14 protein-coding genes are annotated in these 16,029 nt (G+C 55.3%); 5 read left to right on the top strand and 9 right to left on the bottom strand.

What is annotated here, in order from left to right:
* The first annotated feature begins 560 nt into the window (after positions 1-560).
* Positions 561-1,283 carry an ATP-binding cassette domain-containing protein gene (locus tag HVZ52_RS15450; RefSeq protein WP_047359446.1) on the top strand — a complete coding sequence of 241 codons (723 nt, stop codon included), beginning with the start codon at positions 561-563 and terminating at the stop codon, positions 1,281-1,283.
* On the opposite strand, the gene bioD is transcribed toward HVZ52_RS15450, so the two are convergent.
* The 4 genes from bioD to bioB are packed head-to-tail and all read right to left on the bottom strand — an operon-like array spanning position 1,249 to position 4,873.
* On the bottom strand, positions 1,249-1,947 hold the full coding sequence (gene bioD, locus HVZ52_RS15455) for a dethiobiotin synthase (RefSeq protein WP_181598430.1): 699 nt from the start codon (positions 1,945-1,947) through the stop codon (positions 1,249-1,251). The two genes, HVZ52_RS15450 and bioD, sit on opposite strands and share 35 nt — an antisense overlap.
* The gene (gene bioC, locus HVZ52_RS15460; RefSeq protein WP_181598431.1) at positions 1,940-2,695 is read right to left on the bottom strand and encodes a malonyl-ACP O-methyltransferase BioC; all 756 of its coding nucleotides are present in this window, start codon (positions 2,693-2,695) and stop codon (positions 1,940-1,942) included. Before bioC ends, bioD begins: the two co-directional genes overlap by 8 nt.
* Positions 2,679-3,836, bottom strand: a complete 1,158-nt coding sequence (gene bioF / locus HVZ52_RS15465; protein ID WP_181598432.1) for an 8-amino-7-oxononanoate synthase — start codon at positions 3,834-3,836, stop codon at positions 2,679-2,681. Before bioF ends, bioC begins: the two co-directional genes overlap by 17 nt.
* Positions 3,833-4,873, bottom strand: a complete 1,041-nt coding sequence (bioB, locus tag HVZ52_RS15470) for a biotin synthase BioB (RefSeq protein WP_181598433.1) — start codon at positions 4,871-4,873, stop codon at positions 3,833-3,835. Before bioB ends, bioF begins: the two co-directional genes overlap by 4 nt.
* Before the next feature lie 76 nt (positions 4,874-4,949).
* Here bioB and bioA point away from each other — a divergent pair, with 76 nt between their 5' ends.
* Positions 4,950-6,239, top strand: coding sequence for an adenosylmethionine--8-amino-7-oxononanoate transaminase (gene bioA, locus HVZ52_RS15475; protein ID WP_181598434.1), 1,290 nt, complete (start codon positions 4,950-4,952; stop codon positions 6,237-6,239).
* Positions 6,240-6,296: 57 nt separating this feature from the next.
* Positions 6,297-6,773 (top strand): kinase inhibitor, encoded by a 477-nt coding sequence (locus HVZ52_RS15480; RefSeq protein ID WP_016156043.1) that lies wholly within the window; start codon positions 6,297-6,299, stop codon positions 6,771-6,773.
* Between the two features lie 56 nt (positions 6,774-6,829).
* On the opposite strand, the gene hutH is transcribed toward HVZ52_RS15480, so the two are convergent.
* The 5 genes from hutH to hutI all read right to left on the bottom strand — a co-directional run bounded on the left by hutH (position 6,830) and on the right by hutI (position 13,131).
* Positions 6,830-8,350, bottom strand: coding sequence for a histidine ammonia-lyase (gene hutH / locus HVZ52_RS15485; RefSeq protein WP_181598435.1), 1,521 nt, complete (start codon positions 8,348-8,350; stop codon positions 6,830-6,832).
* Between the two features lies 1 nt (position 8,351).
* Positions 8,352-10,037 (bottom strand): urocanate hydratase, encoded by a 1,686-nt coding sequence (gene hutU / locus HVZ52_RS15490; protein ID WP_049043080.1) that lies wholly within the window; start codon positions 10,035-10,037, stop codon positions 8,352-8,354.
* Positions 10,038-10,162: 125 nt separating this feature from the next.
* A complete protein-coding gene (locus tag HVZ52_RS15495; RefSeq protein WP_181598436.1) occupies positions 10,163-10,882 on the bottom strand; it encodes a histidine utilization repressor in 720 nt (239 codons plus the stop codon).
* Positions 10,883-10,969: 87 nt separating this feature from the next.
* A complete protein-coding gene (gene hutG / locus HVZ52_RS15500; RefSeq protein ID WP_181598437.1) occupies positions 10,970-11,911 on the bottom strand; it encodes a formimidoylglutamase in 942 nt (313 codons plus the stop codon).
* On the bottom strand, positions 11,908-13,131 hold the full coding sequence (gene hutI / locus HVZ52_RS15505; RefSeq protein ID WP_155574080.1) for an imidazolonepropionase: 1,224 nt from the start codon (positions 13,129-13,131) through the stop codon (positions 11,908-11,910). Before hutI ends, hutG begins: the two co-directional genes overlap by 4 nt.
* A gap of 223 nt (positions 13,132-13,354) precedes the next feature.
* On the opposite strand from hutI, the gene HVZ52_RS15510 reads away from it, so the two are divergent.
* Positions 13,355-14,638, top strand: a complete 1,284-nt coding sequence (locus HVZ52_RS15510) for a putative acyl-CoA thioester hydrolase (RefSeq protein ID WP_046274669.1) — start codon at positions 13,355-13,357, stop codon at positions 14,636-14,638.
* 568 nt (positions 14,639-15,206) lie between these two features.
* Positions 15,207-15,959, top strand: coding sequence for a prepilin-type N-terminal cleavage/methylation domain-containing protein (locus HVZ52_RS15515; RefSeq protein WP_101699845.1), 753 nt, complete (start codon positions 15,207-15,209; stop codon positions 15,957-15,959).
* Positions 15,960-16,029: the final 70 nt, after the last annotated feature.

Here is a 16,029-nt window from a genome sequence, read left to right on the forward strand (position 1 = left end):
TAACATTTGTCAAGCTGCCCGATGAAAGTTTTGTGGCAACGCATGACACTTCTGCGACAGCCATTGATTTTATCTAACATTCTGTAATTTAATGACTATTATCCCGAGCCGTCTTTCGCATCAATTTAGTCGCAGGCCGCGTCTTCTCTCGCTTACATTGTGTTTTCTAACTCTAATACACAAGGTTATCCACAGGAATAGTGGATAACTGCCTCCAGCCCGTATGGACTGTAGCCTGGCAAAAACGCCCTCACTCCCTTTTCCGGAGGGATAAAAAAAATTTATCGCTATTTTTTGATATTTATCAGCTAACGAAGCGGCCTGGAATGGCCGGGATCTTGCTCGCATTTTCATCATTTTCTTGCCTGCACCATTACGACACCGCCAGGCACTGGCAATGTGCACAAAACAACGCCAGCCCTCCGGCTAGCCAGACGTTACCGCCTGCGCGGCACACTCTCCTGCTGTTTTTTGACCCCAATCCCTCTTCTGGCAAGAGAATTGCAATTTTCTTCCGACGACCTGTACGTGGGGCGGATAGCATCATGCTGGAGGAATCTATGTTGAGTCTTCGCGCAGTGAATCATTATTACGGTAATCAACACTCCCTATGGGATGTGGATCTCGACCTGCTGCCCGGTAAATGTACCGGTGTGTTGGGGCTTCCAGGGATGGGAAAGACTACACTGACCAATTGCATTATCGGCAATTTACCGATCGAAAGCGGCACCATGTTCTGGCATCAGGCTGGCGCACCACCGCGCGACCTGAGTCCCATTCCGGCGGCAAATCGCATCGCGCTGGGCATTAACTACGTTTCACAAGAGAGACGGATTTTTTCGCAATTGACGGTAGAGGAAAATCTGCATATTGCGCGCCAGGCGGTTGAGGAAAGCGAAACGATGAACAGCAGTGATATTTACCGCCTGTTTCCACAGTTGTTCGTACTGCGTCAGGCCAAAGGGGCGGCATTATCGGAAGATGATCAGCACCAGCTTGCGCTCGCCAGCGCGCTGGTCACACGTCCGCGCCTGCTGATCCTCGATGAGCCCACGCGGGGAAGTGGCCAGGCATATATTCACAAGCTGGGGAACCTGGTTGTAAGGTTAAGCCAGGAGCTCGGCATCGCCATAATGCTCGCGGAGCAGAGCCTGCCGTTTATACGTCGGGTCGCTGACTGCTACTGCCTGTTACACCGTGGGCGCAACGTGGCTCAGGGGCAAATCACACAGCTCAGCAACCCGCTAATCACCGACTGGGGGGCGCTACAGACAAAACGCTAAGATCGATATAACGTCCTGTTGATGCCCGCTCCGGCTCTTCTGCCAGCCAGGGAATCTCCCCCAGCAGCGGAGCCGCAAGCACACGCCTGAGCGTTGCCATATATTCAGCATGACGCTTGCCAGGTGGCGTCACATCATTGGCGACCCATCCGGCAAGCGTCAGTCCGGCCTGCTGCACCGCCTGGGCGGTCAGCACAGCGTGGTTGATGCAGCCGAGCTTAACGCCAACCACCAGAATAACCGGCAGTTGCTCTGTTTTCACCCAGTCAGCAAAACTCAGCGTTGGCGAAAGCGGCGTAAACCACCCGCCGGCACCTTCCACCAGCACCCAGTCAGCCTGTTGTTCCAGCGCGCGTAAACCCGCAGACATTACAGAGGCCTGAATGGGGCGACCTTCGTCCGCGCTGATGATATGCGGTGAGGTAGGTTCCGCGAAGGTATAGGGGTTGATAGCCGCATAATCCACCGTCACAAAGCTGTTGCGCTGTAATGCCAGGGCATCGCTATTACGCAGACCTTCAACCGTCATTTCACTGCCCGACGCCACTGGCTTATAGCCGACGGTTCGCAATCCCCTCTGCCCCGCCGCCTGTAGCAACGCGCAGCTGGCGATAGTTTTCCCCACTTCGGTATCCGTCCCGGTGACAAAAAAAGTGTTAGTCACGTTGAATCACTCCCAAAAATAGATGATAGGTCAGCGGATATTTCCCCTGCTGGCAGGGCCAGGCTAGCTGTAGCTGGCGCAACTGTGAGCGGGTGAGGACGCGCGGCTCGCGGCCATCATGCAAATGCGTCGCGCCAATGCCCTTCAGCGAGCGCATGGCGCTCAGCGCATCGTCAAACCACAGCGTGACGGCATGAGACTGGTATTCAACGTCCCACCCATGCAGGGTGTTTTCCAGTTGCTCCACGGGCAAAAAACGATTGGCGTGCTCCCGCTCATCAACTGCTCGCCACGCCTGACGAAGTTCCGGCATTGACCCCTGCGCCAGGGTACTAAACGCCACCGTCCCGCCAGGACGCACCACCCGGTAAAGCTCGCGTAACGCGCCGCGCAGATCGCTGCACCACTGTACGGCCAGATTGCTCCAGGCCAGGTCGAAAATAGCAGCAGCCTGCGGAATGGCTTCAATATCCGCCAGCAAATAGCGGTGGGCGACATCGTGACGCTGCGCTTCAGTCAGCATTTGCGCCGACAGATCCAGCGCGCAGACCTCGCTCCCCTGCTCCCGCCAGTAACGGCTCATACGCCCGGGTCCGCAGCCCGCATCTAAAACCTGAGAGAATGCCCGACCATCGAGTCGCGCCAGTAACGCATCGGCGCTCTGACGCTGGAGTTCCGCGTGTTGCTCATAGTGAGTAGCCGCGCGGCCAAACGCGGCAGCAATCGCCTGCTTATTGACCTGAGCCATGCAGCACCTCCAGTAAGCGATCGATATCCTGGACTTCATGCGCCTGGGTCAGCGTAAGCCGCAGCCTGGCCGTACCAACCGGCACCGTCGGTGGGCGAATAGCCGTCACCCAGCATCCCTGTTGACGTAATGCCTCCGCCAGCTGCAAGGCTTTATGATTGTCGCCCACGATCAGTGGCTGAATGGCGCTGTCTGACTGCGCCAGCGTTAAGTCCGGCGTATTCACCCCAGCGCGAAAACGCTGGATCAGCATCGCCAGTTTTTCTCTGCGCTCATCGCCTTCGCGGCTGCGGATCACCTCCAGCGCGGCGCGCAAGGCCTGGGCCTGGGCCGGAGGCATACTGGTGCTGTAGATCAGATGACGGGCAAACTGCAGCAGATAATCGGCCACGCTGTCTGAGCACAAGATTGCCGCGCCGCTGACGCCAAACCCTTTGCCAAACGTCACCACTAACAGCTCGGGTTTCACCTGCTGTCGGGAGCACGAACCGCGCCCTTCCTCACCGCTGACGCCAATCCCGTGCGCATCATCCACCAGCAACCACGCGCCCTGCCGCTCTGCTACCGCGTGAATTTCCGCCAGCGGTGCGCTATCGCCATCCATGCTGAACACACCTTCAGTGACCACGAGTTGTTGCCCCGGACAGGGGGTGGTCAGCAGACGTTCCAGATGTTGGGGATCGTTATGGGTAAAGCGACGTAGCACGGCAGGGCTAAGGCTGGCAGCTTCCAGCAGTGAGGCGTGGCTGAGCCGGTCAGCAACAATCCGGTCCTCTTTGCCCATCAGCGCGGCAATGACCGCCTGATTAGCGGCAAAACCGGAGATAAACAGCAGCGCCCGTGAATAGCCGAGCCATTGCGCCAGCTCATCTTCCAGCGCCTGATGAGCAACGGAATAACCGCTGACATGACCCGAGCCGCCGCTGCCGACGCCAAAACGCTCAGCGCCTTGCTGCCACGCGCAGATAATATGCGGATGGTGGCTTAAGCCAAGGTAGTCGTTGCTGGAAAAGTTCAGGTACTGGCGACCGTCGGCCTGCAGCCAGCGACCGGCGCCCTGCGTCACCGCATAGCGCCGACGCAACGCATCAGCACGACGACGCGCCGTTAACGCATCGTCTATTTTTTGCTGCCAGGTCATACGGTTGCCGCGTTGTAGTATTCGTCGGTATCCGGGGTACGCAGCGCCTGCTCCAGGCGTTGCTGCTGTTCGTTATCACCGGCCAGCACCGCCGTTTGCTGCGGATTGAGACCCAGCTTGCGAAACAGCAGCAAATCCTTATCTTCGTTCGGATTCGGCGTGGTCAGCAGTTTGCAGCCGTAGAAAATCGAGTTAGCTCCGGCCATAAAGCACATCGCCTGGGTTTGTTCGTTCATCTGCTCGCGTCCGGCTGAAAGACGGACATATGAAGTCGGCATCATGATCCGCGCCACGGCGATAGTACGAATAAAATCAAAAGCATCCACATCGTCGTTATCGGCAAGCGGCGTGCCTTTCACTTTCACCAGCATGTTGATCGGCACGCTTTCTGGCGGCGTTGGCAGATTTGCTAATTGCAGCAACAGACCCGCGCGGTCGGTCACCGTTTCCCCCAGTCCCACAATCCCGCCGGAGCAAACTTTAATGCCCGCCTCACGCACTTTATCCAGCGTATCCAGGCGCTCCTGGTACGAACGGGTTGTGATGATATTGCCGTAGAATTCCGGCGAGGTGTCGAGGTTATGGTTGTAGTAGTCCAGACCCGCATTGGCCAGCCGCTGGGCCTGATTTTCGTTCAGCGTACCCAGCGTCATACACGCTTCCAGCCCCAGTTCTTTTACGCCCTGAACCATCTGTTCCAGGTAAGGCATGTCGCGTTCGTGTGGATTCTTCCACGCCGCGCCCATGCAAAACCGCGTTGAACCGGCCTGTTTCGCTTTACGCGCTGAGTCCAGTACCTGTTCAACCTCCATCAAACGTTCCGTTTCCAGACCGGTTTTATAGCGGGAGCTTTGCGGGCAGTATTTGCAGTCTTCCGGGCAGGCACCGGTCTTAATCGACAGCAGCGTACTGACCTGAACCTGCCGCGGATCAAAGTGCTGACGGTGAATCTGCTGCGCTTCAAACAGCAGATCCAACAGCGGTTTATCAAATAATTCGGTGACTTGCGACATTGTCCAGCGAGAAGAATGAGCCATATTGGTATACGTTTCGTTATGAGTTTGGTGTAGACTCGTAAACCTAAATCTTTTTAATTTGGTTTACAAGTCGATTATGACAACGGACGATCTTGCGTTTGACCAACGCCATATCTGGCACCCTTACACCTCCATGACCTCCCCGTTACCGGTTTATCCGGTGGCGCGTGCCGAAGGTTGCGAACTGATTTTAGCCAGCGGTGAGAAGCTGATAGACGGCATGTCGTCCTGGTGGGCGGCGATCCACGGTTATAATCACCCACAGCTGAACGCCGCGATGAAAACGCAGATTGATGCCATGTCACATGTGATGTTTGGCGGCATTACCCATGCCCCGGCCATTGCGCTGTGCCGCCAGTTGGTGGCGATGACACCAGAGGCGCTGGAGTGCGTTTTTCTCGCGGATTCAGGTTCGGTCGCCGTAGAAGTAGCAATGAAAATGGCGCTGCAATACTGGCAGGCCAAAGGCGAATCCCGTCAGCGTTTCCTGACATTTCGAAACGGTTATCACGGCGATACCTTCGGCGCGATGTCGGTCTGCGATCCCGACAACTCGATGCACAGTCTGTGGAAGGGTTATCTGCCGGAGAACCTGTTTGCGCCCGCCCCGCAAAGCCGCATGGACGGCGAGTGGGACGAACTGGATATGGTGCCTTTTGCCCGCCTGATGGCCGCGCATCGCCACGAGATTGCGGCGGTGATCCTTGAGCCGATTGTGCAGGGCGCTGGCGGCATGCGCATGTATCATCCCGAATGGTTAAAACGCATCCGTAAGATGTGCGACCGTGAAGGGATCCTGCTGATTGCCGATGAAATCGCCACGGGATTTGGTCGTACAGGCAAGCTTTTTGCCTGTGAACACGCCAACATAACCCCGGACATTTTGTGTCTGGGCAAAGCCTTAACCGGCGGAACCATGACCCTTTCCGCCACCCTGACCACGCGTCAGGTCGCGGAAACCATCAGCAACGGTGAAGCCGGATGCTTCATGCACGGTCCAACCTTTATGGGTAATCCGCTGGCCTGCGCCGTCGCCTCCGCCAGCCTGTCGTTACTCGAAACCGGTGAGTGGCGCTTACAGGTAGCGGCTATTGAAGCGCAACTGCGGACAGAACTCGCCCCGGCGGCAGACTCGAGTTGGGTAGCCGACGTGCGCGTACTCGGCGCCATCGGCGTGATCGAAACCACGCATCCGGTGAATATGGCGGCATTACAGAAGTTCTTTGTTGAACAGGGCGTGTGGGTACGACCGTTTGGCAAACTGATCTATCTGATGCCGCCGTACATTATTCAGCCCGATCAGTTGCGTCGTCTGACCCAGGCCGTAAACGAGGCTGTGCGCAGTGCAACATTTTTTAGCGATTAATCAGCGGTAAGCTCTACGGTTTCTGGCTACACTTTTTGGCTAACGAGAGGAGTCAGCATGAAACTAATCAGTAACGATCTGCGCGATGGCGAAAAGCTTGCGCATCGCCACGTCTTTAACGGCATGGGGTATGACGGGGATAATATTTCCCCGCATCTGGCATGGGATGACGTGCCCGCAGGGACCAAAAGCTTTGTCGTGACCTGCTACGATCCTGATGCACCAACCGGCTCCGGCTGGTGGCACTGGGTGGTGGTAAATCTGCCAGCAGATACCCGCGTACTCACGCAAGGCTTCGGCTCCGGGCTGGTTGCGCTGCCGGATGGGGTGATTCAGACCCGTACGGATTTTGGTAAAGCAGGTTATGGCGGTGCTGCGCCGCCGAAGGGTGAAACCCATCGCTATATCTTTACGGTTCACGCGCTGGATGTGGAGCGTATTGATGTCGATGAGGACGCCAGCGGCGCGATGGTTGGCTTTAACGTTCACTTCCACTCGCTCGCCAGCGCCTCGATTACGGCAATGTTCAGTTAAGCTGTGTTGTGCCGGATGTCGGCTTCGCCGCATCCGGCCTACTAAACAAGGCTTCTCTACAGAAATTCAGGCAACAATTTCAACAACGCCCCCTGGGCTAACAGTTCGGTTGCGCACTCAATATCCGGAGCAAAAAAGCGATCCTGCGTATAGTGGGCAACCTGCTCGCGCAGAGCCTGGCGCGCCTGCTCCAGCAGCGGGCTTGAGGTTAACCCTTCACGCAGGTCAATCCCCTGACACGCCGCCAGCCACTCCACGGCAATCACGCCGCGCGTATTCGCCGCCATCTCCCACAACCTGCGGCCCGCTGCCGGTGCCATAGACACATGATCTTCCTGGTTGGCGGAGGTCGGCAGGCTGTCCACGCTGTGCGGATGCGCCAGCGCTTTGTTCTCACTCGCCAGCGCGGCCGCGGTTACCTGAGCAATCATAAAGCCGGAGTTCACCCCGCCGTTTTTCACCAGGAACGGCGGCAACTGCGACATATGTTTGTCCATCATCAGCGCAATGCGTCGCTCTGATAACGCCCCGATTTCCGCAATCGCCAGCGCCAGATTATCTGCCGCCATCGCCACCGGTTCAGCATGGAAGTTGCCGCCGGAAATGACATCGCCCTCTTCGGCAAACACCAGCGGGTTGTCGGAAACCGCGTTGGCTTCTACCAGCAGGACCTCCATTACCTGACGTATTTGCGTCAGGCACGCCCCCATCACCTGCGGCTGACAGCGCAAAGAATACGGATCCTGCACTTTTTCACAGTTATGATGCGACTGAGAAAGCGCGCTGTTGTCGGTCAACACGTGGCGGTACAGCGTTGCGGCATCAATCTGCCCACGCTGTCCTCGTGCGGCATGAATACGGGCATCAAACGGACGACGAGAACCCAATACCGCTTCGGTGGTCAGCGCCCCACACACCGTCGCAGACGCGAACAGCTCCTGGGCTTCAATTAACCCGCGCAGCGCAAAGGCTGTGGAAGCCTGGGTACCGTTGAGCAGCGCCAGCCCTTCTTTCGCCTCCAGCGTAATCGGCTCCAGCCCGGCCTTTTTCAGCGCTTCGGTCGCCGGAAGCCATTCCCCCTGCCAGCGCGCTTTACCTTCGCCCAGCAGCGTCAGAGACATATGCGCCAGCGGTGCCAGGTCGCCCGATGCGCCCACTGACCCTTTCGCCGGGATCAGCGGATACACCTCGGCATTCACCAGCGCAATCAGCGCTTCAATCACGCTGAGACGAATACCCGAAAAACCCCGCGCCAGGCTGTTGATTTTCAGCACCATAATCAGGCGAACCATCGCGTCATCGAGCGCCTCACCAACGCCTGCCGCATGGGAAAGCACCAGCGAACGCTGTAAATTCTGCAAATCTTCCGTGGCGATACGGGTCTGAGCCAGCAGGCCAAAGCCGGTATTAATGCCATACGCCGTACGGCCTTCAGCGACAATATTATTGACGCAGGCGACGCTTGCGTTGATAGCATCAATCGCCCCGGCATCCAGGCTCAGTTTGACCGGCTGCTGCCAGATGTCGCGTAGTTGCGCAAAGCTCAGATGACCCGGCGTTAATGTCATGGTGTTCATATCAGCGTTTCTCCTGCGTCGCCGCGACCATCGGCAAATTCAACCCTTCTTCGACGGCGCATTCCACCGCAATGTCATACCCGGCGTCGGCGTGGCGCATCACCCCGGTAGCCGGATCGTTATGTAATACCCGGGCGATACGCGCTGCGGCTTCATCAGTGCCATCGCAAACAATCACCATCCCGGCATGCTGGGAGAAGCCCATTCCTACCCCGCCACCGTGATGCAGTGACACCCAGGTTGCACCGCTGGCGGTGTTAAGCAGCGCGTTCAGCAGCGGCCAGTCGGATACTGCATCAGAACCGTCGCGCATGGCTTCGGTTTCGCGGTTCGGGCTGGCGACGGAGCCGGAATCCAGATGGTCACGGCCAATAACAATCGGCGCAGACACTTCGCCGCTGCGCACCATTTCATTAAACGCCAGCCCCAGTTTTTGACGCCATTCCAGACCGACCCAGCAGATACGCGCCGGTAATCCCTGGAAGTTAATCCGCTCACGCGCCATATCCAGCCAGTGGTGCAGATGTTTATCGTCAGCCACGATCTCTTTCACTTTGGCATCCGTTTTATAAATATCCTGCGGATCGCCGGAAAGCGCCACCCAACGGAACGGGCCAATGCCGCGGCAGAACAGGGGGCGAATATAAGCAGGTACGAAACCGGGGAAATCAAAGGCGTTTTCCACGCCCATCTCTTTGGCCATCTGGCGAATGTTATTGCCGTAATCAAACGTCGGCACGCCCATTTTGCTGAACGCCAGCATTGCCTCAACGTGTGTTGCCATTGAGCGTTTCGCCGCCTGTACCGTGCCCTGCGGATCGGACACCGCTTTCGCCTGATACGCTTCCCAGCTCCAGCCGGACGGCAGATAACCATGCAGCGGATCGTGGGCGCTGGTCTGGTCAGTGACCATATCCGGGCGCACACCACGCTTCACCAGTTCCGGCACAACGTCGGCGGCGTTAGCGCATAGCGCAATGGAGACCGCTTTCCCCTCGCGGGTGTACTTTTCGATACGCGCCAGCGCGTCGTCAAGCGATGTCGCCTGCTCGTCCACGTAGCGGGTACGTAGACGGAAATCGATCCGGCTTTGCTGGCACTCAATATTCAGCGAGCAAGCACCTGCCAGCGTTGCGGCTAACGGTTGCGCCCCACCCATGCCGCCCAGCCCGGCGGTCAGCACCCAGCGTCCGCTCAGGTTACCTTGATAATGCTGACGCCCGGCCTCAACGAAGGTTTCATAAGTCCCCTGCACGATGCCCTGGCTACCGATGTAGATCCAGCTCCCGGCGGTCATCTGGCCATACATCGCCAGCCCTTTGGCGTCCAGCTCGTTGAAGTGTTCCCATGTAGCCCAATGTGGCACCAGGTTGGAGTTGGCAATCAGCACGCGCGGCGCATTGTCATGGGTTTTGAAAACGCCAACCGGTTTACCGGACTGGACCAGCAGGGTCTCATCGGTCTCCAGTTTGGTCAGCGCGTTGACGATGGCGTCATAACATTCCCAGTCCCGCGCGGCGCGACCAATCCCGCCGTATACCACCAGCTCATGCGGATTTTCCGCCACATCGGGATCCAGGTTGTTCATTAACATGCGCAGCGGCGCTTCGGTCAGCCAGCTTTTGGCCGTTAAGGTGGTGCCGCGTGGGGCACGAATATCCTGCTGACGGTACTTGCTATGAGACATGGTAGAGCACTCCTCGCGAACGATCGGACAGATAAGTAACATATACTTGTCTATACAAGTTATCGCAAGCGTGCTTTTAACAAAAAAGATACAATTTTATTATACTGCGGTAGCAATCACGCTTTTCAGGACATAAACCGCCCTTGCAGGCGATAGCGGGCCCCCGGGAAGAGCAAACGCGCATGAGAGACAATAGATGACGCAGACCAGGTTTTACGGCGGATCAGCAGACAGGGATCGTGTTCTTTGATATTCAGCAGCGCGCACTCTTCGGCACTGGCGCGGACCGCTTCAACAATATGCTCGCCTTCCGTTAAAGGGGCTATCAGCGACAGATAAGCGTGCGGCGTAGTCTGGCTGTAATCCTGCGCCAGATACGCTGGCACAATTTCGGCATTCACGCAGCGATCTTCAATCTGCACCGGCAGTTCGTTCTCGTAGTGCACCATGACAGAGTGAAAAATGGAGGTGCCTTCTTTGACGTTTAACACCAAAGCCTGCTGCGCGCTTGCCTGGGTTCGTTCAAGCGTGATCACCTCGCAGCGGTGCTGATGCTGACGGGCGTTGATTTCATCCGCGATGCTGCGAATTTCAAACAGCGCAGACTGGCCCTTCGGCTCGGCGACAAACGTCCCTACGCCCTGCAAACGAACCAGTAACCCTTCATCCGTTAACTCACGCAGCGCCCGGTTGATGGTCATGCGGCTGAAACCATACTGCGCCACCAGCTCCGCCTCAGAGGGAATGCGATCGTGAGGTTGCCAGATACCGCTGGCAATCTTTTCGCTGATCTCCTGTTTGACCTTTTCGTAAAAAGGTGCCGGAGCAGAACGGGATGGGAGCATGCGTAAGCCTTCCTTAAGCTGAGAATGTGAGTGGGTACAGTTTACAGACATTACCCGAACCTGATAAGCGCAACGCCATCAGGTATATCAGTGCCACCAGTGCGCGATTTGCCAACCTAATCGCGCCGCAACGCGCGCCGCTCTGCCATCATCGTCAAAGCGTGGATTAAATTCAACCATATCCACCGCCTGCAGTTTACCGCTACGACACAGGGGTTCAATCAGATTCAGCAGCGTCGCCAACGGTACGCCCAGCGCAGCGGGTGCCGACACGCTGGGCATTTCCCACACCGGCAGCACGTCGAGATCGATAGTCAGATAGATAACATCCAGGTTGGCGACAAACTGCGCTAACTGCGCCTGCGCCGTTGCACAGTACAGATCTTCCACCACGGTCACACCAAGCCGCTGCGCCTCATCCCATAACGCCTGGGTGTTTGCCGCCCGACTGACACCGATACAGGCATAGTGAAATTCACGCTGTTGTTCATCGCAAAGCTGCGCCAGTTGGCGAAACGGTGTACCGGAAGTAGCCTGATCGGCATGGCGCAAATCGAGGTGGGCATCGAAGTTGACGATCCCCACTTTCGCCTGCGGGAACGCATCCAGCACGCCTGCGCCGTGCGCAAATGCGGTTTCGTGTCCTCCCCCCAGAACAAAGGTACGTATATTCTCCTGCTGACAGCGCTGCACCGCATTGCGTAGCGCCTGCTGCGCGCCCTCAAGATCGGGGGCCTGCGCCACAATATTTCCCAGATCTACCAGCCGATGATGCCCATCGTGGCTGGCTAAATTCGCCAGCGCCTTGCGCAGCACATCGGGCGCTCCGGCGGCTCCCGTCCGGCCCTGATTACGTTTCACGCCTTCGTCGCAGGCAAACCCAAGCAGCGCTATCTTCTCGCGATACATTTCTGGGCTAAATGTCGGGCTCAGCGTGATAGTCTGAAACAGGCGCAGCGCATTCGGCGATTCGGCGCGGTCATCACGTCCCTGCCACAGCGCAGGTGAAACAGGTTGCCAGTGAGTCATACTATTTGTCCTTTGAATACGCGTTGGTAGAGCGGGTTACGCCCCGGTTCATACAGGATCTCGACCGGGAGAGTTGCATCCCACACCACAAAATCGGCCACAAACCCGGCCTTCAATTGACCATGAGTGGCATGACGTCCCAGCGCCCGGGCCGCATGACGGGTGACGCCCGCCCATGCTTCTTCCGGCGTTAAGCCAAACTGAACGCAGGCCATATTCATCGCCCAGTGCAGGCTGATAAACGGGCTGGTACCTGGGTTAAAATCTGTCGCCACCGCCATCGGTACCTGATACTGACGCAGCAACGCCACCGGCGGACGCTGTTGCTCTTTAAGGAAATAGAATGCGCCGGGCAGCAGCACGCCGACCGTACCGCTTTGGCTCATCGCCGCTACGCCCGCTTCATCGAGATATTCAATATGATCGGCGGATAACCCGTGGTAGCGGCTTACCAGCTGTGCGCCACCCAGCAATGACAGCTGTTCAACATGACCTTTAATCGGGATGCCCAACGCCTGCGCGGCCTGAAACACCCGCTCGCTCTGCGCCAACGTAAAACCCACGCTTTCACAAAACAGATCGACGGTCTCGAACAGCCCTTGTTCCCACAGCTGCGGCAAAATGGTCTCACACACCAGCGTAATATAGCCGTCAGGATCATCCCGGTATTCTGCTGGAGTCGCATGGGCAGCCAACAGCGTGGGGCTTATTTCAATGATATTCTCCGCCGCCAGCGCCGCTGCCACGCGCAATATTTTCTCTTCTGTCTGCAAATCCAGGCCGTAACCGGATTTTATTTCCAGCAACGTAACGCCTTCTTTGATCAGCTGTTCCATACGCTGATGCGCTAGATGTAAGAGTTGCTCATCACTGGCGCTGCGGGTTGCTGATACGGTGGCATTGATCCCCCCGCCCTGGGCGCTTATCTGCTGGTAGGAGACACCGTTTAGCCGCTGCTCCCATTCACCTGCGCGGTTTCCACCAAAGACCAGATGCGTATGACAGTCAATCAGGCCAGGTGTAATTAGCCTGCCCTGCATATCAAAGGTATTGTCATGTGTGAGATAGAGCGATGACTCCGGGACGATATCGCGAATCTTCCCCTGACGGACGATCAGCGCATGACCCTCCACCAGCCCATACGGGGTGTTACGTTCGGGATCCATGGTCGCCAGACGAACATTGCGCCAGATAACATCATCAGGGAAGAATTGCTGCATTCGACTCACCACTTGTCATAGGTTGTATAGACATTTATTTTTGATTATACGGATGTTGTCAACCTGAAGGACCGTAATTGTTATGTATTTGTGATATAAGGACTCTCCGCGCCGGGCATTACGGCGATAAAAACAACTTTTTACCTTTTAACCTTCCCGTTTCGCTCAACTTAGTATAAAAAAGCAGGCTTCAATGGATAACTTTCAAAGCCCGGAGCAACCTGTGAACATATCATCAGTTTCCCGTCTGGCGCTGGCAATGGCTTTTGGCGTGACGCTGACCGCCTGTAGCTCTACGCCGCCCGATCAAATTCCTTCCGATCAGACCGCGCCAGGTACTTCTTCGCGCCCGATCTTGTCGGCCAATGAAGCGAATAACTTCGTTGCTGCGCACTATTTTTCCGCGCTGACGCCAAACACCGCGCCGTGGAGTCCTTCTGCTATTTCTCTGCCTGCACAGCCTGACTTCGTGGTTGGCCCGGCTGGGACTCAGGGCGTCACCCATACCAGCATTCAGGCTGCGGTTGATGCGGCAATCATCAAACGTACTAACAAACGTCAGTACATCGCGATTATGCCGGGCGAGTATCAGGGCACGGTATATATCCCGGCAGCAACGGGGAGTCTGACGCTGTACGGCATGGGCGAAAAACCGCTGGATGTGAAAATTGGCCAGGCTATTGATGGTGACATGAGCACCGCAGACTGGCGTCGTACGGTGAACCCGGGCGGTAAATACATGCCGGGTAAACCGGCGTGGTATATGTTTGATAATTGCCAGAACAAGCGCGGCACAAATATTGGCGTGATGTGTTCTGCCGTCGTCTGGTCGCAAAATAACGGTCTGCAATTGCAGAACCTGACCATCGAAAACAATCTGGGTGACAGCGTTGATGCGGGTAATCACCCGGCCGTTGCGCTACGTACCGATGGCGATAAAGTGCAGATCAATAAGGTCAACATCCTCGGTCGCCAGAATACGTTTTTCGTGACTAACAGCGGCGTACAAAACCGTCTGGAAAACGATCGTCAACCGCGTACTTTGGTAACCAACAGCTACATTGAAGGGGATGTGGATATTGTTTCCGGTCGCGGCGCCGTGGTGTTCGATAACACCGATTTCCGCGTTGTGAACTCCCGTACGCAGCAGGAAGCCTATGTGTTTGCACCAGCGACGCTGTCAAACATCTACTACGGCTTCCTCGCCACAAATAGCCGCTTCACGGCGAGTGGTGATGGCGTGGCACAGTTGGGCCGCTCGCTGGATGTCGATTCGAACACTAACGGTCAGGTCGTTATCCGCGACAGCGTGATCAACGAAGGCTTTAACATGGCAAAACCATGGGCTGACAGCGTTATCTCGAAGCGTCCTTTTGCCGGTAATACCGGTGCACAAGATGACAAAGGTGAAATCCAGCGCAACCTGAACGACACCAACTTTAACCGCATGTGGGAATACAACAACCGCGGTATCGGTAGCAAAGTGGTTGCCGAACCGAAGCAGTAATCACAGCCATCAAACCGCTGGCGGGAACACTCCCGCCAGCCCCCTTCACCGCTTTCAACGTCTTTTCTTCACACAGGTCATATTTTCACCAACGCAGGTTTGAAATCGATCGCGTGAATCAATCTATTTATAGCCAAAATAATTCGAGTTGTATGAAGGCAAGCCCAGGCGCTAACATAAGTCAGTTACAGAAACGCTTAACTGGATAAATATTATCCAGCCGCTAAACTCAATTTTTAACCCAAAATAGATAAAAGCCAATCCATATTAATTTCAATATATTAACCATATCAATATATATCACTCTCCAGAAAAGGAAAATTACCGTAACGTAATCTAAAAATAACTCAAAAAAAACCTTATGATATTTGTTATATATAAAATATATATATGGGAAAATGATTCAAAAACAACTCATCTGACCAGTCACCCTTTTTCCTAATTATCCCGTCACAACTTTTAGCTTCTGGTGCTTTCTTAAAAATGCCGCATATAATGTTTTGGCACAGTGAGTGCGGAGTTAATTTTTAATTTTTCAGTAACCAGCAATATCTAAGGATTGATAGACATGAAAAGCATGATTCATTCATGGAAAAAAAAGGCGGCTCAGTATCGTGAGCTGAAAAAACAGAAAGGCGTAACGCTACTTGAAATTATTATCGTTCTGGGCATTATCGGTATTATTGCTGCGGGCGTGGTAATTTTGGCACAGCGTGCGTTTGCTGCACAGGACATGACCGATGTTGTTGATAATACCAACACAATTCGCGTATCGATGACTGATGTATATCGTGATGCGAACGGTTATCCAGGGTCTACTGATCTGACTGGTATCACTAAAGCTATGTTGGATAAAGATAAAACGGAAGCTAACCCAACATACAAGGGGCCAGTTATGACCATGCTGAAAATGGGTAAACTGACCACGGGTGAGGCTTTTAACGGTTTCTCCAATGAACCATTTGAAATTGGGCCTGCAAGCATTGGTGCTAATGCTACTGATACTAAAGCAAAAGGCTTCTATATTTCCGTGAATGGTTTAAGTCAGGAGGAGTGTCGTAATCTCCTTTCTCAGACCGCTAGCAACTGGGATTATGTCGCAACTGCGGTTGTTGCTGCTGGAAGTCAGAGTACCTATGCTGTAGCACCTCCTGCTGACGCTGGTACTGCTGTAGCAGCGAAGTTGTTGATGGGTGTGGGGGCTGCTGCACCGATCATTAAAACACTGGCTGGTGATATCATCTCTCCGGACGTGATTACGGGTTCTTCTGTCTGTACAGACCCTGGTTCTGCTAACGCAGTCATCCTCGGTAGCCGTTAATTTATAGCGTTATTTTCTAATAAATTGCCCCCATGTATATGGGGGCATTGTTTATACCACGGACGGAAAA

This window comes from Citrobacter sp. RHB36-C18, from assembly GCF_013814485.1.
Classification (GTDB): Bacteria; Pseudomonadota; Gammaproteobacteria; order Enterobacterales; family Enterobacteriaceae; genus Citrobacter; species Citrobacter braakii.

Coding starts and splice junctions, on each gene's coding strand:
- HVZ52_RS15450 (WP_047359446.1), top strand. CDS start 561: ATGTTGAGTCTTCGCGCAGTGAATCATTATTACGGTAATCAACACTCC.
- bioC (WP_181598431.1), bottom strand. CDS start 2,695: ATGGCTCAGGTCAATAAGCAGGCGATTGCTGCCGCGTTTGGCCGCGCG.
- bioF (WP_181598432.1), bottom strand. CDS start 3,836: ATGACCTGGCAGCAAAAAATAGACGATGCGTTAACGGCGCGTCGTCGT.
- bioB (WP_181598433.1), bottom strand. CDS start 4,873: ATGGCTCATTCTTCTCGCTGGACAATGTCGCAAGTCACCGAATTATTT.
- bioA (WP_181598434.1), top strand. CDS start 4,950: ATGACAACGGACGATCTTGCGTTTGACCAACGCCATATCTGGCACCCT.
- HVZ52_RS15480 (WP_016156043.1), top strand. CDS start 6,297: ATGAAACTAATCAGTAACGATCTGCGCGATGGCGAAAAGCTTGCGCAT.
- hutH (WP_181598435.1), bottom strand. CDS start 8,350: ATGAACACCATGACATTAACGCCGGGTCATCTGAGCTTTGCGCAACTA.
- hutU (WP_049043080.1), bottom strand. CDS start 10,037: ATGTCTCATAGCAAGTACCGTCAGCAGGATATTCGTGCCCCACGCGGC.
- HVZ52_RS15495 (WP_181598436.1), bottom strand. CDS start 10,882: ATGCTCCCATCCCGTTCTGCTCCGGCACCTTTTTACGAAAAGGTCAAA.
- hutG (WP_181598437.1), bottom strand. CDS start 11,911: ATGACTCACTGGCAACCTGTTTCACCTGCGCTGTGGCAGGGACGTGAT.
- hutI (WP_155574080.1), bottom strand. CDS start 13,131: ATGCAGCAATTCTTCCCTGATGATGTTATCTGGCGCAATGTTCGTCTG.
- HVZ52_RS15515 (WP_101699845.1), top strand. CDS start 15,207: ATGAAAAGCATGATTCATTCATGGAAAAAAAAGGCGGCTCAGTATCGT.